Origin of the sequence: Bacillus mycoides (genome assembly GCF_000832605.1) — a bacterium.
In the GTDB taxonomy this organism is placed as follows: domain Bacteria; phylum Bacillota; class Bacilli; order Bacillales; family Bacillaceae_G; genus Bacillus_A; species Bacillus_A mycoides.
Window position 1 is genome coordinate 1,599,552 of the sequence record NZ_CP009692.1, and the last position, 22,383, is coordinate 1,621,934.

General features: G+C 35.5%; 26 protein-coding genes and 1 pseudogene. 20 read left to right on the forward strand and 7 right to left on the reverse strand.

The annotated features are described in order from the left end of the window. Positions 1-28: 28 nt before the first annotated feature. The 3 genes and pseudogenes from BG05_RS10155 to BG05_RS10165 all read left to right on the forward strand — a co-directional run bounded on the left by BG05_RS10155 (position 29) and on the right by BG05_RS10165 (position 1,714). Positions 29-604: a histidine phosphatase family protein gene (locus BG05_RS10155; RefSeq protein WP_003191518.1), complete on the forward strand. Its 576-nt coding sequence runs from the start codon at positions 29-31 to the stop codon at positions 602-604. Beyond that, positions 605-889: pseudogene (locus BG05_RS31495) on the forward strand (delta-aminolevulinic acid dehydratase); the annotation flags it as partial. A 324-nt stretch (positions 890-1,213) separates the two neighbouring features. Continuing rightward, positions 1,214-1,714 carry a DoxX family protein gene (locus BG05_RS10165; protein ID WP_002015237.1) on the forward strand — a complete coding sequence of 167 codons (501 nt, stop codon included), beginning with the start codon at positions 1,214-1,216 and terminating at the stop codon, positions 1,712-1,714. A gap of 36 nt (positions 1,715-1,750) precedes the next feature. On the opposite strand, the gene BG05_RS10170 is transcribed toward BG05_RS10165, so the two are convergent. Then, positions 1,751-2,626 carry an alpha/beta fold hydrolase gene (locus BG05_RS10170; RefSeq protein WP_033734256.1) on the reverse strand — a complete coding sequence of 292 codons (876 nt, stop codon included), beginning with the start codon at positions 2,624-2,626 and terminating at the stop codon, positions 1,751-1,753. 15 nt (positions 2,627-2,641) lie between these two features. After that, on the reverse strand, positions 2,642-3,481 hold the full coding sequence (locus BG05_RS10175) for a GNAT family N-acetyltransferase (RefSeq protein WP_033734254.1): 840 nt from the start codon (positions 3,479-3,481) through the stop codon (positions 2,642-2,644). Between the two features lie 269 nt (positions 3,482-3,750). Between BG05_RS10175 and BG05_RS10180 the strand changes: the two genes are divergently transcribed. Both BG05_RS10180 and BG05_RS10185 read left to right on the forward strand, forming a co-directional pair. Then, positions 3,751-5,136: an alkaline phosphatase gene (locus BG05_RS10180; protein WP_002129171.1), complete on the forward strand. Its 1,386-nt coding sequence runs from the start codon at positions 3,751-3,753 to the stop codon at positions 5,134-5,136. A gap of 54 nt (positions 5,137-5,190) precedes the next feature. Next, positions 5,191-5,655 carry a hypothetical protein gene (locus BG05_RS10185; protein WP_002129170.1) on the forward strand — a complete coding sequence of 155 codons (465 nt, stop codon included), beginning with the start codon at positions 5,191-5,193 and terminating at the stop codon, positions 5,653-5,655. 75 nt (positions 5,656-5,730) lie between these two features. Here the strand turns inward: BG05_RS10185 and BG05_RS10190 are convergent, their stop codons facing one another. After that, the gene (locus tag BG05_RS10190) at positions 5,731-6,381 is read right to left on the reverse strand and encodes a GTP pyrophosphokinase (protein WP_002015229.1); all 651 of its coding nucleotides are present in this window, start codon (positions 6,379-6,381) and stop codon (positions 5,731-5,733) included. Positions 6,382-6,685: 304 nt separating this feature from the next. Here BG05_RS10190 and BG05_RS10195 point away from each other — a divergent pair, with 304 nt between their 5' ends. From BG05_RS10195 to BG05_RS10205, 3 genes are all read left to right on the forward strand, one after another. After that, positions 6,686-8,182, forward strand: coding sequence for a YcdB/YcdC domain-containing protein (locus tag BG05_RS10195; RefSeq protein WP_003191505.1), 1,497 nt, complete (start codon positions 6,686-6,688; stop codon positions 8,180-8,182). 183 nt (positions 8,183-8,365) lie between these two features. After that, on the forward strand, positions 8,366-9,079 hold the full coding sequence (gene sigK, locus BG05_RS10200; RefSeq protein ID WP_000051382.1) for an RNA polymerase sporulation sigma factor SigK: 714 nt from the start codon (positions 8,366-8,368) through the stop codon (positions 9,077-9,079). Between the two features lie 291 nt (positions 9,080-9,370). Beyond that, a complete protein-coding gene (locus BG05_RS10205) occupies positions 9,371-10,159 on the forward strand; it encodes a phosphatidylserine decarboxylase (protein WP_002129166.1) in 789 nt (262 codons plus the stop codon). Between the two features lie 152 nt (positions 10,160-10,311). Here BG05_RS10205 and sda read toward each other — a convergent pair whose 3' ends face one another. Further along, positions 10,312-10,467 carry a sporulation histidine kinase inhibitor Sda gene (sda, locus tag BG05_RS10210; protein WP_002015226.1) on the reverse strand — a complete coding sequence of 52 codons (156 nt, stop codon included), beginning with the start codon at positions 10,465-10,467 and terminating at the stop codon, positions 10,312-10,314. Positions 10,468-10,713: 246 nt separating this feature from the next. On the opposite strand from sda, the gene BG05_RS10215 reads away from it, so the two are divergent. The 8 genes from BG05_RS10215 (at position 10,714) to BG05_RS10250 (ending at position 15,846) form a co-directional block, all read left to right on the forward strand. Further along, positions 10,714-11,226 carry a YqeG family HAD IIIA-type phosphatase gene (locus BG05_RS10215; RefSeq protein WP_002015225.1) on the forward strand — a complete coding sequence of 171 codons (513 nt, stop codon included), beginning with the start codon at positions 10,714-10,716 and terminating at the stop codon, positions 11,224-11,226. A gap of 3 nt (positions 11,227-11,229) precedes the next feature. Then, a complete protein-coding gene (gene yqeH, locus BG05_RS10220; RefSeq protein ID WP_002015224.1) occupies positions 11,230-12,336 on the forward strand; it encodes a ribosome biogenesis GTPase YqeH in 1,107 nt (368 codons plus the stop codon). A 15-nt stretch (positions 12,337-12,351) separates the two neighbouring features. After that, entirely contained in the window at positions 12,352-13,185 is an 834-nt protein-coding gene (aroE, locus tag BG05_RS10225) for a shikimate dehydrogenase (protein ID WP_002015222.1), read from the forward strand. Between the two features lie 4 nt (positions 13,186-13,189). Continuing rightward, complete coding sequence (gene yhbY, locus BG05_RS10230; RefSeq protein WP_002015220.1) at positions 13,190-13,483, forward strand: ribosome assembly RNA-binding protein YhbY; 294 nt, start codon at positions 13,190-13,192, stop codon at positions 13,481-13,483. Between the two features lie 135 nt (positions 13,484-13,618). After that, positions 13,619-14,188, forward strand: a complete 570-nt coding sequence (locus tag BG05_RS10235; RefSeq protein ID WP_002015218.1) for a nicotinate-nucleotide adenylyltransferase — start codon at positions 13,619-13,621, stop codon at positions 14,186-14,188. Then, positions 14,178-14,747 carry a bis(5'-nucleosyl)-tetraphosphatase (symmetrical) YqeK gene (yqeK, locus tag BG05_RS10240; protein WP_002129163.1) on the forward strand — a complete coding sequence of 190 codons (570 nt, stop codon included), beginning with the start codon at positions 14,178-14,180 and terminating at the stop codon, positions 14,745-14,747. The genes BG05_RS10235 and yqeK overlap by 11 nt, the downstream gene beginning before the upstream one ends. After that, positions 14,744-15,100 carry a ribosome silencing factor gene (gene rsfS / locus BG05_RS10245; protein WP_000653209.1) on the forward strand — a complete coding sequence of 119 codons (357 nt, stop codon included), beginning with the start codon at positions 14,744-14,746 and terminating at the stop codon, positions 15,098-15,100. Before yqeK ends, rsfS begins: the two co-directional genes overlap by 4 nt. Further along, on the forward strand, positions 15,097-15,846 hold the full coding sequence (locus BG05_RS10250; protein WP_002088700.1) for a class I SAM-dependent DNA methyltransferase: 750 nt from the start codon (positions 15,097-15,099) through the stop codon (positions 15,844-15,846). Before rsfS ends, BG05_RS10250 begins: the two co-directional genes overlap by 4 nt. 172 nt (positions 15,847-16,018) lie before the next feature. On the opposite strand, the gene comER is transcribed toward BG05_RS10250, so the two are convergent. Continuing rightward, positions 16,019-16,846, reverse strand: coding sequence for a late competence protein ComER (gene comER, locus BG05_RS10255; protein WP_033731293.1), 828 nt, complete (start codon positions 16,844-16,846; stop codon positions 16,019-16,021). A gap of 77 nt (positions 16,847-16,923) precedes the next feature. Between comER and BG05_RS10260 the strand changes: the two genes are divergently transcribed. The 3 genes from BG05_RS10260 to BG05_RS10270 all read left to right on the forward strand — a co-directional run bounded on the left by BG05_RS10260 (position 16,924) and on the right by BG05_RS10270 (position 20,480). Next, the gene (locus BG05_RS10260) at positions 16,924-17,523 is read left to right on the forward strand and encodes a helix-hairpin-helix domain-containing protein (RefSeq protein ID WP_002015211.1); all 600 of its coding nucleotides are present in this window, start codon (positions 16,924-16,926) and stop codon (positions 17,521-17,523) included. 63 nt (positions 17,524-17,586) lie between these two features. Further along, entirely contained in the window at positions 17,587-18,144 is a 558-nt protein-coding gene (locus tag BG05_RS10265) for a ComE operon protein 2 (protein WP_002088698.1), read from the forward strand. A 14-nt stretch (positions 18,145-18,158) separates the two neighbouring features. Beyond that, positions 18,159-20,480, forward strand: a complete 2,322-nt coding sequence (locus BG05_RS10270) for a DNA internalization-related competence protein ComEC/Rec2 (protein WP_033734252.1) — start codon at positions 18,159-18,161, stop codon at positions 20,478-20,480. Between the two features lie 31 nt (positions 20,481-20,511). Here the strand turns inward: BG05_RS10270 and BG05_RS29430 are convergent, their stop codons facing one another. Then, positions 20,512-20,646, reverse strand: coding sequence for a YqzM family protein (locus BG05_RS29430; RefSeq protein ID WP_000997609.1), 135 nt, complete (start codon positions 20,644-20,646; stop codon positions 20,512-20,514). A 348-nt stretch (positions 20,647-20,994) separates the two neighbouring features. On the opposite strand from BG05_RS29430, the gene holA reads away from it, so the two are divergent. Then, positions 20,995-22,005: a DNA polymerase III subunit delta gene (holA, locus tag BG05_RS10280; RefSeq protein WP_002034073.1), complete on the forward strand. Its 1,011-nt coding sequence runs from the start codon at positions 20,995-20,997 to the stop codon at positions 22,003-22,005. An 84-nt stretch (positions 22,006-22,089) separates the two neighbouring features. Here the strand turns inward: holA and rpsT are convergent, their stop codons facing one another. After that, positions 22,090-22,347 carry a 30S ribosomal protein S20 gene (gene rpsT / locus BG05_RS10285; RefSeq protein WP_002088694.1) on the reverse strand — a complete coding sequence of 86 codons (258 nt, stop codon included), beginning with the start codon at positions 22,345-22,347 and terminating at the stop codon, positions 22,090-22,092. Positions 22,348-22,383: the final 36 nt, after the last annotated feature.

The following is a 22,383-nucleotide window of genomic DNA, read 5'->3' on the forward strand; positions in this document are numbered from 1 at the left end:
ACCATTTTCTAGTGAGAGGAAGAGGAGAATGAAACTTATTTTTGTTCGGCATGGTGAAGGTGAACATACGAAAAATTTACCATTAAGTTTACAAGCTGTGAATCCGCCATTGACGGGCGTGGGAAAGAAGCAGGCTGAATTGCTTCAGTGCGATGTACCATTACAAGAAAAGGATATATTAATCGCTAGTCCTACACTTCGAACTTTACAAACTGCGACAATATGGAGTGCGGAAGTTGCTTGTCAAAAAATTGTTCACCCATATATATCCCCGCGAATTTTTCCTTATCGGGAATCCGCCAAAACATTACCGTGCGATCAATTGTTAGATCGAAAGATAATACAAAACTTATTTCCACATTTTTCATTAGAAGAAAGTAGAAATGAATTGTTATGGAATGAGGGAGTCAATATCATCTTGGAGATGGAATTTCAGCAAATAGTAGATGAATTTCTGCACTGGTGCTATCAGTTAAAAGCAGAAAAAATTTGTATCGTTGCACACGATGGAACAATTACAGCGTATAGGCAATATTTACAGAAAGTCGCTTTAACTAGAGCTGATTTTTTGAAAGAAACGGGTATATATGAAATGGACTTATAGGAGAGGAAATTTGTAATGGAAGAGTTAGGAGAAGATGTGTACGACTTAAATGAGCCGAGAGTATACTTTAGCGTAGCGGAAATTAAGTGATATGCAAAATTGCATATTACACATATTGTAAATGGTTGGTATAAGTTTTGGGGGGTGAAACTAGTAGAATCCTTTTTATATAGTGGTGTAAAATCATATGTTGGATTGATAGATTATGTAGATGGAAATGTAGCACTTATGTTTACAATACGCCTATTTTACGGGTTTATTAACCATGACCAAACGTTAGAATAAGTTGTTCGAGAAGCGAGATTAACCGATGAGGAGACATGTACATTTGGAGTATATAAACAATATGAAACGGATTTATTCTATATTCGAATGAATGCGTTTCACATTTAACTCACAGTTTTTTTACATTTTCTTCAATGAAAATGATTATCACATGTGGTATGATATGTTCAAGTTTTTACAGGTAATAAAAGTTACTATATAAACGTTAGTATGTAATGTTTTTTATGTATGTCACAAATTATTCACGATTAACGTTTTAAAAGTAAGTAACTAATGTTATTATATTATCTGTAACTGAATTAATTACAACTTTAGGAGGAAGATATGATTATTCAATTTTTAAGAGAAAACAAAGCAGTTTCTTTTGTATTAGCGATAATTCGAGTGTATCTTGGTTACACATGGGTAATGGCTGGAATCGGTAAACTACAAGGGAAAGGCTTCGATGCAACTGGTTATTTACAAGGTGCAATTGAAAAATCTAAAGGAGCACAACCAGCTGTTCAATCTTGGTGGGCATCATTTTTACAAGATTTTGCAATTCCAAACGTTGATTTATTTAATACACTTGTGACGTGGGGAGAAATTTTAGTCGGAATTGGTTTAATTGTAGGCTGTTTAACAAAAACAGCGGTCTTTTTCGGTCTTGTAATGAACTTTTCCTATATGTTTAGTGGGTCAATTGGTGTAAACCCTGAAATGGTTATCTTATCCATGTTCGTTCTTGTTTCTGGTATGAATGCTGGAAAACTTGGAATTGATGGCTTAGTTATTCCAAAAGTACTAGGATCAAAAATTCAAAAACGCCAAAAGCAAGCTGCTTAATATATGAAAACGGGTATCTCAAAAGGAGATACCCGTTTATTTTTCAGCACTTATAGGATTTTTCTCGAAGAAATCTTTTACATACCCTACAAACTCTTGTGGCTCTTGACGAAATGGAGCATGATAACCTTTTTCAATAATATGGAAAGTGCTATTTTTTAAGAATTGATGATAAGTTTCTCCTTCTTTCCAAGAAACGCTACTATCATTTCTTCCCCATATAATTAAAGTTGGTTGCTTGATTTCAGTTGCATTGATTTGAAGACGCCTAGGCCATAATTTCATTTTATTATAATGCTCTTCATCATTACGCTTGAATTTAACTTTGCTCTCATCATAATCTGCAATAGAAGAAACGGCACTTAAATCAGTCGACAACTTTGGTTTTGGTGAACCTTGTTTATTAACGAACGTATGAGGGCCGCCTGTAGCATCAGTTAAAATAAGGTGGGTAACCGCTTCGGGGTATAAATATGTTAAATTAAGAGAAATTTCTCCGCCCATAGAATGTCCCAGTATTGCGAATGAGTCATACCCTAATTTTTTCATTAACTTATAATACAAATTTGCATGAGTTGGGAAAGAATAATAAAAATCCATCGGTTTAGAGGAACGTCCGAATCCTAAAGCATCAACAGAAATAATCGTATGATCTTTTGCTAAATCTGAGTAAACCTTTTGAAAACCATTGGATGATCCTCCAAATCCATGGATCATAAGTAAAGGTGGTTTTTCATCACCAATCTTTTTAAAGTAAATCGTTTGACCATCTATCTCTACCATTTTTTCCTCGGTAGCTAGTTTCGCTGTAATTGTATTTTTAACTTGTTCTACTGGCTTTTCTGCTGCACTACATCCTACTAATAGTGTAAGAGTAAGACAACCTACCATAAAATAGCTAAATCGCTTCAATTAGGTGTCCCCTTTCTAACATAACGCTGCATCTATCATAGCAAATAGTATATTACGATTTCCAGGAAGTTGATTACCATTCTTTATCATAAGAGGTGAAAGGAGCGTTTCCTGGAAATTTTCTGTTTGAAGAAATTGACGGAAAATGAATTGTGAGTGCGGAACATCAATGCGTATTGTCCCATTCCACGAGTTGCAAATTATTTCTAATAACTGAATAGAGTCTTTTTCTTTTTTTGAAATAAGTGGAGTGATACATAGTACATCTCCTTTTTGTATGCATAAAGCAAAAGCATCTATTTGATTATCCCGCTCTATTTTAAAGGAGTAAGTTGCTCTCGATAGTAGTGATAAATAAAGCTTAGAACGATCTGCACCAGTCGCAGTTTGATCAAGAAAAATGAGAGATTGAAGATCGGCTTGCTGAATTTGTTTTATGGGAAAAGAATTTGTACTTATATGAGCCGCTTGTTTTTCGAAACGATGAATTGTTGTTATTGATTGAAATCCATAAGATACATATAAGGATTCACCAGCTTTTGTTGCAATGAGTGTAATAGGGAGCGATGGATAAGTTACTTTTAAGCTATTGTTTAACAAAATACGGCCAATTCCTTTTCTTTGAAAATCAGGATGCACGATTAACATACCGATAGAAGAAAATCCAGGGGCAAACGAAAAGACCCCGCCCGCTGCAATAAGTTTATTCTCATGTACATAGCCAAAAATTGTGCCAATGGAAAGGTACATATGGAATTGCTCTTTCATAAAACTCGCATGCTGTAACCACCCAACTGATTCGCAAAGAGAGAGTAAGGCTGGAATGGAAGATTCGTCTAGTTTTACTGTTTTCATAAAGTTCACCATATTTCTATTTAAATTAGAAAAAATAAGAATAATATTAAGAAATGTAAAATAATAGGTTCGTATTAAAAGAAATCCAACATGTTTATATTTATCTTTGTAAAGGGGAGTATGCTTGATATGAAAAGACAAACTTATACAAATTATAACTTAAATTTACATAAGTTAACAAAAAATTTACATATAACTCATTTTCTCTTAACAGTCTTCTATTAAATTTGATAGTGGGAAATGAATAACCTAATTAGGGGGACAAGACAGTGAAAAAGTTTGTAAAAAAAGCATGGCCATTTGCAGTTGTGGCGTCGTTAGCAGTTACTTCGGTAGCAACATGGAATTTTACGCGTTCTAGTGAGGTTAATGCAGATGAGAACGGAAACAATGCAAAAATTAAAAATGTCATTGTATTAATTGGGGACGGTATGGGGCCTTCATATATGACAGCTCATCGTTATATGAAAGATAATCCAAAAACATTTGAGATGGAATCTACAGAATTTGATAAGCATCTTGTAGGAACACAAAAAACATATCCAGAAGATGAACATGAAAATATTACAGACTCTGCATCGGCAGCTACTGCGATGTCAGCAGGTATAAAAACATATAACGCAGCTATTGCAGTAGATAATGATAAAGCTGAAGTGAAAACAGTATTGGAGCAAGCGAAAGAAAAAGGGAAGTCAACGGGACTCGTTGCAACTTCTGAAATTACGCATGCAACACCAGCTGCATTCGGTGCACATGATATTAGTCGTAAAAATATGGACGCAATTGCAAATGATTACTTTGATGAAAAAATTAAAGGTAAGCATAAAATAGATGTTATGCTTGGCGGGGGCGTAAAGAACTTTGTTAGAAAAGACCGCAATCTTACAGAAGAATTTAAGAAGTCTGGTTATAGTTATGTAACAGATCGTAATCAATTATTAAATGATAAAAGCGATCAAGTTCTTGGCTTATTTGCACCAGGTGGTTTAGACAAAATGATTGACCGTACTGACAAAACACCTTCATTAGAAGAGATGACAAATGCAGCGATTGAGCGCTTGAACAAAAATAAAGACGGTTTCTTCTTAATGGTCGAAGGTAGTCAAATTGATTGGGCTGGACATGATAATGATATTGTCGGTGCAATGAGTGAAATGGAAGACTTCGAAAAAGCGTTTAAAGCAGCAATTGAGTTTGCGAAAAAAGATAAGAACACATTAGTTGTTGCAACTGCAGACCATGCTACTGGCGGATTATCTTTAGGTGCGAATGGTGAGTATAACTTTAAAGTAGATCCGATTAAAGCTGCGAAACGTACGCCAGACTTTATGGCAAATGAGATTGTAAAAGGTGCAAATGTAGAAGAAACATTGAAAAAGTATATTGATCTACAATTAACACCAGAAGAAATTAAAGCTGTAAATGATATAGCTCCATCAAAAGATGTAACAAAGATTGATAATGCAATTGAAGATATCTTCAATAAGCGTTCGGTTACAGGTTGGACAACGGGTGGACATACAGGTGAAGATGTGAACGTATATGCATTCGGACCAGGTAAATACTTATTCTCTGGCGTTCAAGAGAATACAAATATAGCTAAACGTGTCTTTGACATCGTTGGCGGCGGCGATCCGAATAAAGGAAGACGCTAATTATAAATGAAAGTGAGGCGAAATGCCTCACTTTTCTTTTTAGGAGATGGAAAGATGAGCGTTTTTTTAGGGAAATTAAGATTCCTTCTAGTATTCGTATTATTGCTAGTTGGATGTCAATCTCAAGAGAATAATATAGAACAAAAATCTGCTGGGAAAACTGAGGAAAAGGTACATATAACGAAAGAAGAAGAGAAATCCATTCAAGATGTTATTGAGGCATTTGTACGGACAACGAATGAAAAAAATCTTGCTGAACATATGGAGTTATTTTCAAAGAAGATGCCTAGTGCTGAAGACTTAAAAACACAAAAGGAAGCGGCATTTCAAAAGGGAAATAAGAAAATAGAGTTAGAACATATGAATATGAAAGCTCTTAAAGGTGGGCTTGTTATTGTTGAAACGGAGGAAAAAGAAGTAGATGGAGGGGTTACTCTTCAGAAGAAAATGCAGTACGCACTTGGAAAAGAAGAAGAAGGGTGGAAGATTGAAGAGGTTCGTACGATAGAGAAGAAATAAAGTGAAACTTTAATCAGTGGGAGTCTTACTGCCCGCAAATAGCGGGATAAAAAGGTTCTCATAGGAGAGAACCTTTTAAAGTGGTAATAAAATTTGATTTGAACATGCTTCAATGTCATCAATATCTTGACGGATTGTTGCCATCTTATTATCGAGGTCTTCAGCTTTCATAGCAGCGTCATGTAGTTCATCTTTCAAATAGTCAGGTATATTTCCTTCATATTTGTAGTAAAGCTTATGTTCTAAACTTGCCCAAAAGTCCATGGCAAGTGTACGTAATTGAATTTCTGCAAAGACATCTTTCGTACCAGAATTTAGTGACAATGGATATTTAATAATCATATGCAAACTTTTATAGCCATTTCCTTTTGGATTAGCAATATAATCTTTTACTTCTACAATTTCCATATCTCCACGATTTTCAATAACTTCTTTTAAATGATAAATATCTTCTACAAAGCAACATGTAATACGGATGCCAATAATATCTTGTAATTGTGTTTGAGCATTTTCAACTGTTGGTGATAAGTTTTTACGCTCAAGCTTCCTAATGATACTTTCGGGTTGTTTAAGTCTTGTTTTTATATGTTCAAACGGGTTGTAGTCTTCTAAAAATTGAGCTTCCCGGTTCATAATTTCAAATTTAGTTTTTAACTCTTCTAAAGCGAATGTATAAGGTAATACAAAAGCTTTCCAGTAGTTAACTGTTGATTGGTTATATTCCATTTATATACACACCTTTTCTTATTTACAAGTGAAGTTGTTATTATACTAAACACCAAATCATGTAGGCGCAAGCAGCAAATGATGAGATCATAAAGCGATATTTAGTTTTCATCTTTTCAACCCCTTTCAAATGAAATTATATATGAATAAACGTCATTGTTAGTAATTTCACTATGTACAATTCCTATAGTAATAGATTCATGTGAAATTCGTATGAACTAATTGTTTCAGCTTTTTGTCTTTTTGCTAATGGTTTTTGGTTTTGTTTGTTATAATTACCTTAAATTGTAATGAAGGAGAGGGTATGATGAATCCAAAAGATAAAGAAAGAAAAGAGAAAGTGGCTCATATTATTGAAATTCCAGATGAATATAGGCTTGTTGTAGATGATCAAGAAGGAGTGGATGATCCTCATCATTTATTATGGTGGGGGCATAAAGAGGATGAGGAGAAACAGATACAAATTTCATTAAATAGGCATACTGGTAATTTATTTGAATTCAGGATAGATGATGAAAATTATTTTTCGAGTGATAAAGAAGCGATAGAGGAGAATAAGGCAAGAGAGATTGCAAATGTATTTATAAAAAAACATGTGGAAGAAGGATTAGAATTTTATACATATGTGTCAGTTAAGGATGACTGGCGTGGTTGGAAAGAAATAAATTATATGCAGGAAGTGAATGGATATCCATTGCCGAATACAGGATGTGTTGTGCGAATTCATCCTTCAGGTAATGTTGTGCATTTTCATTACAATGGACAAAAAGCTATAGAGAAAAAACCGTTATGGCCAATTGAAATTGTTGAGGAGAACGTCGTTTTAGAAACTTTGAGAGCTAGACAAGATATGAGACTTGTATTTGTGGATTTAACACATTCTTCATGTAAATATGAAAATGGTGAGGAAGTAAAAGGCTATCATCTTGTATATGAACCAGAACCTAGTCATGCGTTTATTGATGCAAGTACAGGTAAAGATTTGTTTGACCCAGATCATTATAAATTGCCTCCAACTGTAGCTGTTGAAAAACCGAAAAAAGGTAGTCAACAAGATGATATATTCGATTTATTTGACTGGGATAAAGAAAGTTTTACAAAAGTGGCTGAGACAGAAAATGAAGATGGAATAAGGATGAAATTTGTTTCGAAAGAGGAATTACAAAAACAGAAAGAAGAAAAGAATCCATATTTAATGAATGAATTCTTTAAAAAGCATTTACCGATGTTAAAATATAATAATTTAGTTGGCATTACGATTGATAAATCAACCAATGAATTAATTGGTTTTATAAAACTGGCAGACGATAAAGAAGTAAAACAAATACTGTCTAGAGAGGAATGTTTACAAAAAGCACTTCAATTTTTAGAACATGTTATTCCAGATGTTACACAATATCTTCGCCTTTGGGATGAACATGACGAAGATGAAGGGATTGAAAGATTTGTCTTTTCAGTATATGTGAATGAAATTCCGGTAGAGTATAGGGAATTCATGGTCAACATTAATACAGAAAATGGTGCTGTGATGCACTACTCGGGAAAACCTAGCAATATAATAGAAGAGTTACTTGCACATGAAACAGCACCAAAAGTAACAAAAGAAAAAGCGTTAGAAATATATAAAGAGGTCATTCGAGTAAAATTAGAATGGTGTATAGATCATGATGCAGAGGAAATGAAATATAAACTGCTGTATAAACAAACGAGGAGTGAAAATCATAAAGAATCCGTCGATTGTAGTCGGAAAATTCGTTACATAGATGCGCAGACTGGAGAGAAAATTTGGAGTGAATATTAGTAAAAGCCAATCGATACGTTTCGATTGGCTTTTACTATGTTTATAGAAAAATTTAATGATTAGCGTTGAGTGATTTAAGAATGCCATTAAGTTAAGAGTTCCATATTTACATCGTACAGACACAAACAACCTCATGCCCACATACACATAGTAAAGACCACTATTTTGGCGGAGGTGAAAGGTTTGAGTCTATTCGCCGCAATTGGATATATGGTTCGAGAAGTGTTTGTATTTGTTTCTTATGTGAAGAACAATGCGTTCCCGCAGCCGTTATCATCAGATGATGAGAGAAAGTACTTAGAGTTAATGGAGCAAGGTGATGCTCAAGCGAGAAATCTTTTAATTGAACATAATTTACGGCTTGTAGCTCATATTGTTAAGAAATTCGAAAACACTGGTGAAGATGCAGAAGATTTAATTTCAATTGGTACCATTGGGCTTATTAAAGCGATTGAAAGCTATTCAGCAGGGAAAGGAACTAAGCTTGCAACATATGCAGCACGCTGTATCGAAAATGAAATTTTGATGCATTTACGTGTGCTAAAGAAAACGAAAAAAGACGTTTCACTTCATGATCCGATTGGGCAAGATAAAGAGGGTAATGAAATATCACTTATTGATATATTAAAATCAGAATCTGAAGATGTAATTGATATGATTCAGCTTAGTATGGAGTTAGAAAAAATTAAAGAGTATATCGATATTTTGGACGAACGAGAGAAAGAAGTAATTGTGAAGCGTTTTGGACTTGGGCTTGATAAAGAGAAAACACAGAGGGAGATTGCGAAGGCACTCGGTATTTCAAGAAGCTACGTATCGCGAATTGAAAAGCGTGCTTTAATGAAAATGTTCCATGAATTTGTGCGGGCTGAGAAAGAGAAAAAAGCAAAAGAATAATGTGTATTGTAAGCAGCTACACTTTAAAAGTGGCTGCTTTTCTTTCGGGAAAACGGAAAGAAAACGAGCTGTTCTAAGAAGAAATACATGTTCACTGTTGAAAATGGCGGGTTCTATCTGTAATATTAGAAGGTGCTAAACAATTTAAGAATAAAAATTATACTTAGTTTTTCTTCGTGTATAACGAGACGGCTCCATTCTATATGTGGGAATAAGAACCAATTTTACATATGATATAGAGAGAAAAGAAGGGGAAACTAAAGTTATAGGCTGATTAGGAGGTTTCGTAATTTGCGACGGACATTATATCGACTTATGATCGAACTTACAAATGGTCGTTTTACTTCTTATATATTACGTAAATTTGCACAATCTCGTTTGAGCTCTATCATTATTCCATCGTATGTGAAAGTTTTTCAAATTAATCAAGATGAGATGGAAAAGGGTTTGAAGGAATATGGAACATTGCATGATTTATTTACACGTAGGCTAAAAGAAGGAAAGCGTAGTATTGATACTGATGCATCGAGTATCGTTAGTCCTGTTGATGGTGTTTTTGCTGATCAAGGTCCTATTGAGGATACAAAAACATTCGATATAAAAGGAAAGCGTTATTCAATTGTGGATATGCTAGGTAATGAAGAGCGTGCAAAGCGATATGCAGGCGGTACATATATGGTGATTTATTTGAGTCCAAGTCATTATCATCGCATTCATAGCCCGCTTTCTGGCTCTGTGACTGAAAGATTTGTACTCGGTAGAAAATCATATCCGGTAAATGCAGCGGGTATGGAGTATGGGAAAGAACCATTGTCAAAAAATTATCGCTCTGTTACAGAAGTAAATAGTGACGGCGAACATATGGCACTTGTAAAAGTAGGTGCTATGTTTGTTAATAGTATCGAGCTCCTTCATGAAAGAAGTACTGTTCAAAAAGGTGAAGAGATGGCATACTTTACATTTGGCTCAACAGTTGTTTTATTATTTGAAAAAGATATGATTAAAGCAGTGCAGGAATTGACAAGTGGGCAAGAGCTGCGTCTTGGTGAAAAAATTGCAACCCGAGTATCTCATAAGTAAAGAAAAGGTTTTATAATATACTTATGAAGCTCTAATTAAGAAATGTGGACAAAGATGCTTAATGAAGAAATCCCCTAGATGGGAGTACTTGTTTATTCGAGAGCCATCGCAGGATGGCTCTTTTTACAGGTCAATCAGCAATCTATATGTACTCAAGAAGATTTGACGAGCTTGTCCTCTAACGAGCGTCTAATAATTTCTTGTTTTATAAGTAAAATGAAGTCGGGATTTAATTTTAGTTCTTTTGCTTTATAATAAGACTCAGTGAGTAAATCAGTAGATAACTGTTCCATATGTTTTGTTTTCAAGGTGAGTCACCTCCTAATAATATAAGGATTGATTCGTTGTTGCATTTAATGTACCAAAAAAATATGGCAGTCACAAACAAGAGGTTATCCACATAACTCAGTGGATAAAATGTGGATAGATTGTTAGTAAATTCCAAATTGACTGAAAAATTAACGTGGAAAGTGTGTACAAGTTTATCCACAGGTTATCTATCGAAAAATGTTGTCGAAAAATTTTATGAAAAATCCTCAAAGAGGTGAAAGAAATTGAAGTTATTTTTACCAAATGAATATGTGAAAAATATATATCATATTCAACCAGAAGATTTGAAAAAACGTGGAATTAAAGGAGTTATTACTGATTTAGATAACACTTTAATTGAATGGGATCGTCCAAACGCAACGCCACAGCTTGAAGAGTGGTTTTTGAAAATGAAAGAAAATGATATTCAAGTAACGGTCGTTTCAAATAACAACGAGCAACGCGTTAAAGACTTCGCTGACCCATTAGGTATTCCGTTTATTCATAGTGCGCGCAAACCGTTTGTTCGCGCATTTAAGCGTGCGATACATGAGATGCACCTGCAGCCAGATGAAGTTGTAGTAATTGGAGATCAGTTACTAACGGATGTGCTCGGCGGGAATCGTGTGGGACTTCATACAATTTTAGTTGTACCGGTAGCGCAAACGGACGGATTGGTGACACGATTTAATCGGAAAATTGAACGAAGAATTATGAGAAACATGAAGAAAAAAGGCTTAATTAACTGGGAGGAATAAAGTTTGACTGAAACAATTAAATGTATTGGTTGCGGTGTAGAAATTCAAACAGAAAATAAAAATGAAGTAGGATACGCTCCTGTATCATCTTTAGAAAAAGAACAAGTAATTTGCCAACGTTGTTTTCGTTTGAAACATTATAACGAAATTCAAGATGTATCTTTAACAGATGATGATTTCCTTCGTATTTTGAACGGAATTGGACAATCAGACGCACTAGTGGTTAAAATCGTAGATATTTTCGATTTCAATGGTAGCTGGTTACCGGGCTTACATCGTTTTGTAGGGAACAATAAAGTATTACTTGTAGGGAATAAGGCTGACTTAATTCCAAAGTCAGTTAAGCATGATAAAGTAAAACATTGGATGCGCTATAGTGCAAAGCAACTTGGTTTAAAACCAGAAGATGTCTTTTTAATTAGTGCAGCTAAAGGACAAGGAATCGCTGAACTTGCTGATGCAATTGAGCATTACCGCGAGGGTAAAGATGTTTATGTTGTTGGATGTACGAATGTTGGTAAATCAACATTTATTAATCGTATGATTAAAGAGTTTAGTGATGAGACTGAGAATGTAATTACAACATCACATTTCCCAGGAACAACGCTTGATTTAATTGATATCCCATTAGACGAAACGTCATCTTTATACGATACACCAGGTATTATTAATCATCATCAAATGGCGCATTATGTTGGGAAACAAAGCTTAAAGCTTATTACACCGACTACAGAAGTTAAGCCAATGGTATTCCAATTAAATGAGGAACAAACATTATTCTTTGGTGGATTAGCACGATTTGATTATGTAAGTGGGGGCCGTCGTGCATTCACTTGTCATTTCTCAAACCGTTTAACAATCCATCGTACAAAGCTTGAAAAGGCTGATGAATTGTACGAAAAACACGCTGGAGAATTATTGAATCCACCGACACCAGAAGAATTAGAAAATATGCCTAAGTTTGTGAAATATGAATTTAATATTCGTGAGCCGAAAACGGATGTTGTATTCTCTGGATTGGGCTGGGTTACTGTAAATGAATCAGGAGCGAAAATTGTTGCTCATGTACCAAAAGGAGTAAGTGTTTCATTACGTAAATCTTTAATTTAATATGGAGAGGGATTTATGAAACAATTATATGGTGTAATCGGAAATCCAATTGGACATTCATTATCACCCGTTATGCATAACGATGCATTTGAACACTTGAATATGGATGCCCATTACCATGCGTTTCTTGTAGAAGAAGAAGCGCTAGGGGAAGCAGTAAAAGGTTTGAAAGCATTAGGTATTTCAGGATTTAATGTAACGACTCCGCACAAAGTTGCAATTATGGAGTACTTGGATGAGATTGCCCCGTTAGCAAGGCAAATCGGTGCGGTAAATACAGTAGTTCATCGAGATGGAAAATTGATTGGGTATAATACAGATGGAATTGGTTTTGTTCGTGCCCTGCAGTCAATTAGTGAAGATCCACTTCAAGAGAAACGTATTTTATTAATCGGTGCAGGTGGTGCTAGCCGAGCTATTTACTTCTCGCTTGCCGATGTAGGTGTGAAAGAAATTGATATTGCTAATCGTACGAGAGATAAGGCGAAAAACCTTATCTCTGGGTGCATGGCAAATGTTAATTCGCATGCTCTATCGTTAGAATGTGCAGCAGAAAATCAAGGGGAATATGATATTATCATCCAAACAACAACGATAGGTATGCATCCACATGTTGAGTATACGCCGCTGGAAATTCGTTCATTGAAACAAGGAACGATTGTTTCTGATATTATTTATAATCCATTTGAGACGAAAATTTTAGGCGATGCGAAAGAACAAGGTGCAATAATTCAAAATGGAATCGATATGTTCGTTTATCAAGGTGCACTTGCGTTTGAAATGTGGACAGGGTGTGTGCCGAATATTGATAGAATGAAACAATTAGTAATGAGAGAGCTTGGAGGCTAATTATATGTTAACAGGAAAACAAAAAAGATTTTTACGTGCAAAGGCACATCATTTAACACCGATTTTTCAAGTTGGAAAAGGTGGCGTGAATGAAAATATGGTGAAACAAATTGGAGAAGCATTAGAAGTTCGTGAACTATTTAAAGTGAGCGTATTACAAAACTGTGAATTTGATCGTAGTGAAGTTGCAGAAGAGCTTGCACAAGGTGCACGAGCTGAAATCGTTCAAGTAATCGGAAGCACAATTGTTTTATACAAAGAATCAAGAGAAAATAAGCAGATTAAGCTTCCTCGATAAAAGATATACGTGAGTTATTTCGTAATGGACGCTTGATATGTAGAAAGCGAAACCAATTGAACTTTTATTAACAGTGGGCTCTCTTCGAATTTGTATGGGGAGAGTTGCTGTATGTAAAAGGAAGGAGCGTTTCTTTTGAGAAAAATTGGCATTATTGGTGGCACGTTTGATCCACCTCATAATGGGCATTTGTTAATTGCAAATGAAGTGTATCATGCTTTAGGGTTGGAAGAGGTATGGTTTTTGCCGAATCAAGTTCCACCGCACAAGCAAGGACGTAACATTACGAGTGTGAAAAGTCGATTAAATATGCTGCAAATAGCGATTGAGGAAGAAGCATACTTTTCAATTTGTTTAGAAGAGCTAGACAGAGAAGGCCCATCTTATACGTACGATACTATGGTACAATTAACGGAGAAGTATCCGGATGTGCAGTTTCACTTTATTATTGGCGGAGACATGGTTGAGTATTTGCCGAAGTGGTATAACATTGAAAAGTTACTTAAGCTTGTGACTTTCGTTGGAGTTGCAAGACCAGGTTATACATTACATACGCCTTATGATATCGTAAAAGTGGAAATTCCGGAGTTTGCAGTTTCTTCTTCTCTGTTACGTGAGAGATATATGACGAAGAAAACGTGCAAATATTTACTCCCCGAAAAAGTACAGGTATATATCGAGAGGAATGGGTTGTATGAATCGTGAGGAAGCACTTAGTATTGTCAAACAACAAATGCATGAAAAACGTTATATACACACGGTCGGTGTAATGGAAACAGCGATTGAACTTGCCCGATTATATGGTGTAGATGAGAAAAAGGCAGAGACGGCTGCTATATTTCACGATTATGCAAAATGTAGAGCGATTCCAGAAATGGAAGAGATTATTAAGGGAGAAGCTTTGCCAAAGGATCTACTGCACTATAACAAAGAGTTATGGCATGCACCTGTTGGGGCATACTTAGTAGAAAAAGAAGTAGGCATTACTGATCCTGAAATTCTACAAGCTATTACATATCATACAAGTGGTCATGAAAAAATGACAATGTTAGATAAAGTTATTTATGTAGCAGATTACATTGAACCAGGACGTAAGTTTCCTGGTGTGGAAGAAGCGAGGAAACTCGCATATAAAGATATAAATCAAGCTTTACTGTTTGCTTTAAAGCGAACAATTCAATTTTTAATGGAAAAAGATCAAACGATTTATCCATTAACATTCCAAACATACAATGAAGTTATCAAGGAGGAAATTAATAAATGAAAGATAAAGAGTTATTAGTATTAGCGGCAAAAGCAGCTGATGATAAGAGAGCAGAAGATATGGTTGTACTAAATATGCAAGGTATTTCACCGATTGCAGACTATTTTATTATTTGTCACGGAAATTCAGACAAGCAAGTACAAGCAATTGCACGTGAAATTAAAGCGAAGGCACATGAGTTCGAAATTAACGTACAACGTATGGAAGGCTTTGATGAAGCGCGTTGGGTTTTAGTAGACCTTGGTGATGTGGTTGCTCATGTATTCCATAAAGATGAGCGTAATCACTATAATTTAGAGCGTCTATGGGGCGATGTGCCGCGTGAAGATATTGCAGATGAGCTAGATCAATGAAATACGAACAATTTGCTTTGCTGTATGACGAACTGATGAATGATGTCCCTTATGATAAATGGGTGGAATTCACAGAGGAAAGTTTACAACAGGCATCTATGAAAGAGGCAAGAATCCTTGACGTAGCATGTGGAACTGGTAACGTAACACTTCCGCTTGTGCGAAAAGGTTATGACTTAATTGGTGTAGATCTTTCGGAAGAAATGTTAACTGTCGCGCAGCAAAAATTGGGGGGAGAAGGCTATTTTATTCCTTTTTACCAACAAGACATGAGAGAACTCGATGTTCCTGGTGAATTTGATTGTGTGACAATCTTTTGTGACTCATTAAATTATGTATTGCAAGAAGATGGAGTGCAAGAAACATTTAGAAGAGTTTTCCACCATTTACGTCAGGATGGCTTGTTTTTATTCGATGTACACTCTTTATATAAAATACATCACGTATTTCAAAATGAAACATATACAGTGAACGGCGAAGAAATATCACTTATTTGGAACTGCTTCCCTGGAGAAGAATCAGATAGTGTGGAACATGATTTGACATTCTTTGTACAAGATTCAGAAGAAGATGTGTATCATCGTTTTGACGAATGTCACGTGCAACGTGCGTATTCAGTTGAAGTGTTAACAAAATGGCTTGAAGAAGCTGGGTTTACAGTGCTTCGCGTCACAGGTGACTTTGAACGAATTGAAGTGACAGAACAAACAGAGCGCATCTTTTTTATGGCGAAGAAGAATGGATAAAAGAAAAGCAACCGATAAGGTTGCTTTTGTTTTATAGAAAAGGTGTAGTTTTAGTTCTAGAAAAATAAAAAGATGATATGTGTAAAGTGTAAAAATGCTAGTTTTAGTGAAAATGTAGTATGAAAAAGATAAGTATTAATAAAAAGGGTTTGGGATTACGATGGCGTATTTATTATGTGTGTTTATTGAATTGCTGCTCAACGCATTTTAAATCTTCATCAAATTTCTCATGTGTCCGTTCGATTAATTTATGAAACATATCCCCAACGTGCTCTTCTAAAATACGAATACCTTCTCCTGTAACACCGCCTTTAACGCATACCTTTTCTTGTAAAGTAGGTAATGTGAAAATTTCTTTTTCAAGTAATTTCCCCATTCCAATGACCATTTCACTTACTAAAGTAGTGGCTTCTTCATGTGTAATATTTGTTTTATCTACAGCAGCGTTAATGAAACATTGTAATAAATAACTAAAAAAAGCAGGGCCGCAGCTTGCTATATCAGATGAAACGCGCGTTATATCTTCTTCTATAACAAGGGGAGTAGAAATGTTTTTGAATAGACGAAGTAGTTTTTGTTGCCATTCTAGAGAGCAGCTATTTCCAAATGTAAATAGTGATGCGCCGGATAAGGCGCGGTTTGTGATGCTTGGAATGATACGAGCGACGTGGCAAGGTATAAGTGTTTCTAATTGTGATGGAGATATGGGGCTTGTGATAGAAACTAAGCAATCTTCGTCTGAAAAATGGTCAGCGTATTTTTGTAGAATAGGGTATATATCTATCGGTTTTACGCAAATGAAAATAAGCTGGGATTGTTCGATTACCTCTTGGATTGTTTTGGCTATATGAACAGAAGGGTATTTTTCTTTTATATGATATGCTTTGGCAGGCGTCCGATTAATAATAGTAAGGCACGAAGGTTTGACAGCACGGGTTTCTAAAAATGCATCGATTAGTATACTCCCCATGTTCCCTGTCCCTATAATTCCTATGTTCAATGTTTCATCCCTCCTTCGTAACAGCTTTCTCCTAAACAATATGAATGATGTTATAAATTTATGATTAGAGGTGTAAAATGATGTGGGATTTTCCGAAAAAATGGTTGGGATTAGTGGTTATTATTGGCACTTTGATTTTTCTTTTTTTCTGGAAAACGAATCAGCAAACAGAGCGATCGCTCGTTACAACGGAAGTTCAAGTGAAAGATGTGGAGAAAAAAAGTAAACCGAAAGTATTGGATGCAAAGGAGCAGAAAAAAATAATTATAATTGATGTGAAAGGGGCGGTTTTTAAAGAGGGTGTGTATGAAATGAAGGAAGGGGACCGGGTGAAGGAGGCGGTTGAAAAAGCTGGTGGTTTGTTGCCGGATGCAGATGTGAAGAAAGTGAATTTGGCGCAAATGGTCCAAGACCAAATGCTTCTTTATGTTCCTAACAAGAATGAGCCAGTGCAAGAAGGGGCTACTTTTTCAAAAAGCGAGGGTAAAGTGCAAATAAATACAGCTTCTAAAGAGCAACTTGAAAAAATAACAGGCATTGGTTCTCGGAAAGCGGAAAGTATTTTGAAATATCGAGAAGAACATGGTCTGTTTCAGAAAATAGAAGATTTATTAGAAATTGATGGGATTGGTGCGAAGTCTTTAGAGAAAATAAAAGATCAAATTATTATTCCATAAAAGATTGACGAAGTTTTTCTTTTTTCGCTACACTACAAGTAGACAAAAAAGAAGGTGAAAAATATGGAACGAATTTCATGGGATCAATATTTTATGACGCAAAGCCATCTACTATCTTTACGTAGTACATGTACAAGGCTTGCGGTAGGAGCGACAATCGTTCGTGATAAACGAATTATTGCTGGTGGATATAACGGTTCAATTAAAGGTGGTGTGCATTGTATAGACGATGGTTGCTATGTCATTGATAATCATTGCGTTCGTACAATTCATGCTGAAATGAATGCTTTATTGCAATGTGCGAAATTTGGTGCAAAAACAGAGGAAGCGGAAATTTATGTCACACATTTTCCTTGTTTGCAGTGCTGTAAGGCGATTATTCAAAGTGGTGTTACAGCGGTTTATTATGCACAGGACTATAAAAATCATCCGTATGCCGTAGAGTTATTTGAACAAGCGAGTGTAACAGTAAAGCACGTTCCGCTAGAATACGATATTACATCGCTAGAGGAACAAGAGCGTCATTTACAGCTAAAGGAATTATTCGCAGCTTTAGAAAAAGATAATTTATCAATGGAAGAATTACAGCGTGTATTCACTAAAGCGAAAATGATGCTATAAGGAGTGAGTATGAGTTGAATGGGCAATGGGGCTATGTTGCAATCTCGTTTATAATTGGGATTGCAATTACCTTTTCCGCATCGCATTTGTTGGCTGCTTGTTGTTTCGTTTGTTATGTTTTATTTTGTTTATATCGTACTTCGCGTAAAACCTTCATATTTTGTATAATAGCGTGTTTTAGTGGCGTTATGTACACCACGTATGTTCAGAGTCTAAATAAGCCGCTAGGGGAGTCCTATGAAGTTACACGAGGGGTCGTGCAAAATACACCTCTAATTAATGGGGATCGTCTCTCTTTTCAAATTGAAGATCAGAATAAAAACTTAGTGCAGTTAAATTATAAAATACAATCTGCTTCGGAAAAGAAGCAGTTGCAACAATTACATGTAGGTATATCGTGTACATTTAAAGGGGAGGTGAAAGAACCACAAACTGCCCGGAATTTTCATGTTTTTGATTATCGTAATTATTTATATCAGCAAAAAATACATTTTATATTTGATGTGACATACATTTCTGAATGTCACAAAACATCGTTGTCACTCGTGCAATGGATTTTCCTTCTCAGGCAACAAACAATCTCGAAAGTTACAGAAATGTTCCCGGAACAATCAGGTGCATTTATGAACGCATTATTATTTGGAGATCGACAACAAATGACGTTTGAAGTAGAAGAGCAATATCAACAATTTGGTCTTATACATTTGTTAGCAATTTCAGGATCGCATATCGTACTATTAATGGTTATAATGTATTTTGTTTTGCTAAGAAGTGGTGTGACGAAAGAGACAGCAACAGTATGCCTTATAGTTTGCATTCCTCTGTATATGATCATAGCTGGGGCGTCGCCATCTGTTGTGAGGGCTTCTATAACAGGAGTTTTATTATTGGTAGCTTTCATGTGCTCTGTTCGCTTATCTAGTCTAGACGCCTTAAGTATAACAGCTATATGTATGCTTATATACGATCCGTATCTTATTTTCAACATTGGATTTCAATTCTCATTTGTAGGTAGTTTTTCTTTACTACTATCTGCGCCGATATTATTAGGGCGTAGTAATGGGATAGTTCGAAATTCTATTTACATTTCTATAATTTCACAGCTCGCTAGTACCCCCATCTTGTTATATCATTTTGGTTATTTTTCTCCTTATAGCATTTTCCTCAATCTTATATATGTTCCTTTTCTATCCATTATTGTATTGCCGTGTAGCATCATTATTCTTATATGTATGCCGGTTATTCCATTTTTCGCAAAAGGAATTGCATATGTACTTTCACTATGTTTAACCATTTCTAATGATTTTCTAAGTTACTGTGAAAGTTTCCCTTTCATCCGACTTACTTTTGGTCAAACTCCTTTATTTCTTGTGGCTATATATTGTTTTAGTATCGTTAGTATATTTGTGATTTTGGAAAGGGTAATAACGAAAAAAAATTTGTGCATAGTTGTGGGTGTGTTTCTTTTTATTAGTACTTGTCATTATGTATATCCATATTTTCGCGAAAGTGGGAGTGTTACATTTCTTGATGTTGGACAGGGAGATGCGATATTAATTCGTCTTCCATACGATAAAGAGGTTTATCTTATTGATACAGGAGGAGCCCTTCCTGTCAAGAAGGAAGCGTGGCAACAGAAAAAGCATGAATTTTCTGTTGGGCATGATATTCTTGTTCCTTTTTTACAAAAAGAAGGTATAAAAACGATTGATAAATTAATTGTAACGCACGGAGATGCGGATCATATAGGTGCTGCGCTGGATTTGCTGTCATCTATTATTGTAAAAGAAGTTGTATTTGGGAGAAAGGAACAAGATGCTGTATTGGAAAAAGTGGTGAAGAAAAAGGCGTTAGAAAAGAGCATGAAGATAAGTGTAGTAGGAGAAGGGGAAGGTTGGAGGGTAAATGAAGCGGAATTTTTCGTATTAGCTCCAAAGGGGAAAGAAAAGGGAGAAAATGACTCTTCGATTGTACTATGGGCCAGACTAGGGGGACTAACATGGCTATTTACGGGTGATCTAGAAGAAGAAGGAGAAAAGTTTATAGTATCAACATATCCTGATTTGCGGGCTAATATTTTAAAAGTTGCCCACCATGGGAGTAAAACATCGTCTGCAGATCCATTTTTAAGCCTTGTACAGCCTGCTGTAGCGATTATTTCTGTGGGAGAGCGTAATAGGTATGGGCACCCGCATAAGGAAGTTATAGAGCGTTTTAAGAAGATGGGTATTGATATATGGCGTACGGATAAGCAAGGTGCTATTTCCTATGTTTTTAATGGAGAAAAAGGAACCTTTCAAAGTAAAATCACATATGATGAAACACATAGAAGATGAAAAAAAGAAGACTGCCGTTAAGCAGCAGCCTTTAAGAACCGATGAATTTAATAACAGTTGCAATAATGAAAAGTGTTGCGAAAAAACCAAATGAGACGATAAATCCTACCCCTGAATCAATAGCGTCATTGCGTTTACTTTGAACGTTTTGTTCAAAATCATTCATTTAGAATCCCTCCCCAACATTCCATTTTAGTATAAAATATTGTCAGAAAAAAATCTACAATTTCCATATGAAGTGAAATAGAGTATTTGTATACTTTTTCTAGTTAGTTAAGTAGCGTGAATTTTTCATTTCCAATCATGTTAACAGTTGGCACTTATACTAAGATTATTATTGTAAATAATAAAGGGAAGGTGATTACCGCACACCAATAAGAAATCCGGGGCTTATTGCGTGGCGTTTTATATAAATAAAGGGGCGGGTTATAAAGACCGTCCCTTTGTACTTGTAAAACAAAAGCTAGGGCATTAGTATAAATATATATTGCTAAGTTAGGGAGTAGGAAAAAATATGAGTGATATACATAAGAAGATTAAAAAGAAACAGTTCGCTCCGTTGTATGTACTGTATGGAACGGAAGCTTATTTTATAAATGAAACGATAAAGCTTATTACAACGGAAGCGCTTGAAGAGGAAGATCGAGAGTTTAATGTTGTGACATACGATTTGGAAGAAGCGTATTTAGAAGATGTAGTTGAGGATGCGCATACGCTTCCTTTTTTTGGAGAGCGTAAAGTTATATTAATAAAATCACCACTATTTTTAACGGCACAAAAAGAAAAATTAGAACAAAATATAAAAATTTTAGAAGAATATATTGGGGAGCCATCTCCTTTTTCTATTCTTGTTTTTGTTGCGCCTTATGAAAAATTAGACGAACGAAAAAAAATTACAAAACTATTAAAGAAAACAGCGGATGTAATAGAAGCAAATGCGATGCAAGTGCAGGATGTTCAGAAGTGGATTGTTTCTCGTGCGGATGAGGTGCATGTGCATATTGATAATGCAGCTGTTAGTTTATTGTTAGAGCTTGTGGGAAGTAATGTAACAATGTTGGCGAAGGAAATGGACAAGTTAACGTTATACGTCGGTATGGGCGGAGAAATTACGCCAAAACTTGTCACGGAACTTGTGCCGAAATCTGTTGAGCAAAACGTGTTTGCTTTAACAGAAAAAGTGGTGAAAAAAGATATCGCTGGTGCGATGCAAATTTTAGACGGATTATTTACACAGCAGGAAGAACCGATTAAACTGCTCGCTTTATTAGTAAGTCAGTTCCGCTTGCTGCATCAAGTGAAAGAGTTGCAACAGCGTGGTTACGGACAAAATCAAATCGCGTCCCATATTGGTGTACATCCGTACCGGGTAAAGTTGGCGATGAATCAAACGAAGTTTTTCTCTTTTGAAGAATTAAAAAAAGTTATTATAGAATTGGCGGAAGCTGATTATAGTATGAAGACTGGAAAGATGGATAAGAAACTTGTGCTTGAGTTTTTCTTAATGCGGTTAAATCATATGTAGTGACACAAAAAAGTTCACGTACTTAGTACGTGAACTTTTTTGTGTATATAAAAAACGATCCGAATGGATCGTTTTTTAAACGCCTTACGCGTTTACTTGTTTCGCTAAGCGAGATTTTTGACGAGCTGCAGCGTTTTGGTGGATAAGACCTTTACGAGCTGCTTTGTCAAGTTTTTTAGAAGCAGTTTTGAAAGCTTCTTTAGCATTTTCAAGATCGTTATTAGTAACTAAAGTTTCTACAGTTTTAACAGCAGTACGCATGTCAGACTTGATAGAAGCGTTATGTGAACGACGCTCTTCGCTAAGTTTAGCGCGTTTGATAGCAGATTTGATGTTTGCCATACTTTTCACCTCCCTGGTGCAATCGAATGACTCGAT

Excerpts from the sequence above, each read along its gene's own strand:
- BG05_RS10155 (WP_003191518.1), top strand. The coding sequence starts at position 29 with ATGAAACTTATTTTTGTTCGGCATGGTGAAGGTGAACATACGAAAAAT.
- BG05_RS10195 (WP_003191505.1), top strand. The coding sequence starts at position 6,686 with ATGATGAATCCAAAAGATAAAGAAAGAAAAGAGAAAGTGGCTCATATT.
- holA (WP_002034073.1), top strand. The coding sequence starts at position 20,995 with ATGAGTGATATACATAAGAAGATTAAAAAGAAACAGTTCGCTCCGTTG.
- yqeK (WP_002129163.1), top strand. The coding sequence starts at position 14,178 with ATGAATCGTGAGGAAGCACTTAGTATTGTCAAACAACAAATGCATGAA.
- BG05_RS10175 (WP_033734254.1), bottom strand. The coding sequence starts at position 3,481 with ATGAAAACAGTAAAACTAGACGAATCTTCCATTCCAGCCTTACTCTCT.
- rsfS (WP_000653209.1), top strand. The coding sequence starts at position 14,744 with ATGAAAGATAAAGAGTTATTAGTATTAGCGGCAAAAGCAGCTGATGAT.
- aroE (WP_002015222.1), top strand. The coding sequence starts at position 12,352 with ATGAAACAATTATATGGTGTAATCGGAAATCCAATTGGACATTCATTA.
- BG05_RS10250 (WP_002088700.1), top strand. The coding sequence starts at position 15,097 with ATGAAATACGAACAATTTGCTTTGCTGTATGACGAACTGATGAATGAT.
- rpsT (WP_002088694.1), bottom strand. The coding sequence starts at position 22,347 with ATGGCAAACATCAAATCTGCTATCAAACGCGCTAAACTTAGCGAAGAG.
- BG05_RS10265 (WP_002088698.1), top strand. The coding sequence starts at position 17,587 with ATGGAACGAATTTCATGGGATCAATATTTTATGACGCAAAGCCATCTA.
- BG05_RS10165 (WP_002015237.1), top strand. The coding sequence starts at position 1,214 with ATGATTATTCAATTTTTAAGAGAAAACAAAGCAGTTTCTTTTGTATTA.
- BG05_RS10185 (WP_002129170.1), top strand. The coding sequence starts at position 5,191 with ATGAGCGTTTTTTTAGGGAAATTAAGATTCCTTCTAGTATTCGTATTA.
- BG05_RS29430 (WP_000997609.1), bottom strand. The coding sequence starts at position 20,646 with ATGAATGATTTTGAACAAAACGTTCAAAGTAAACGCAATGACGCTATT.
- BG05_RS10260 (WP_002015211.1), top strand. The coding sequence starts at position 16,924 with ATGATGTGGGATTTTCCGAAAAAATGGTTGGGATTAGTGGTTATTATT.
- BG05_RS10190 (WP_002015229.1), bottom strand. The coding sequence starts at position 6,381 with ATGGAATATAACCAATCAACAGTTAACTACTGGAAAGCTTTTGTATTA.
- yhbY (WP_002015220.1), top strand. The coding sequence starts at position 13,190 with ATGTTAACAGGAAAACAAAAAAGATTTTTACGTGCAAAGGCACATCAT.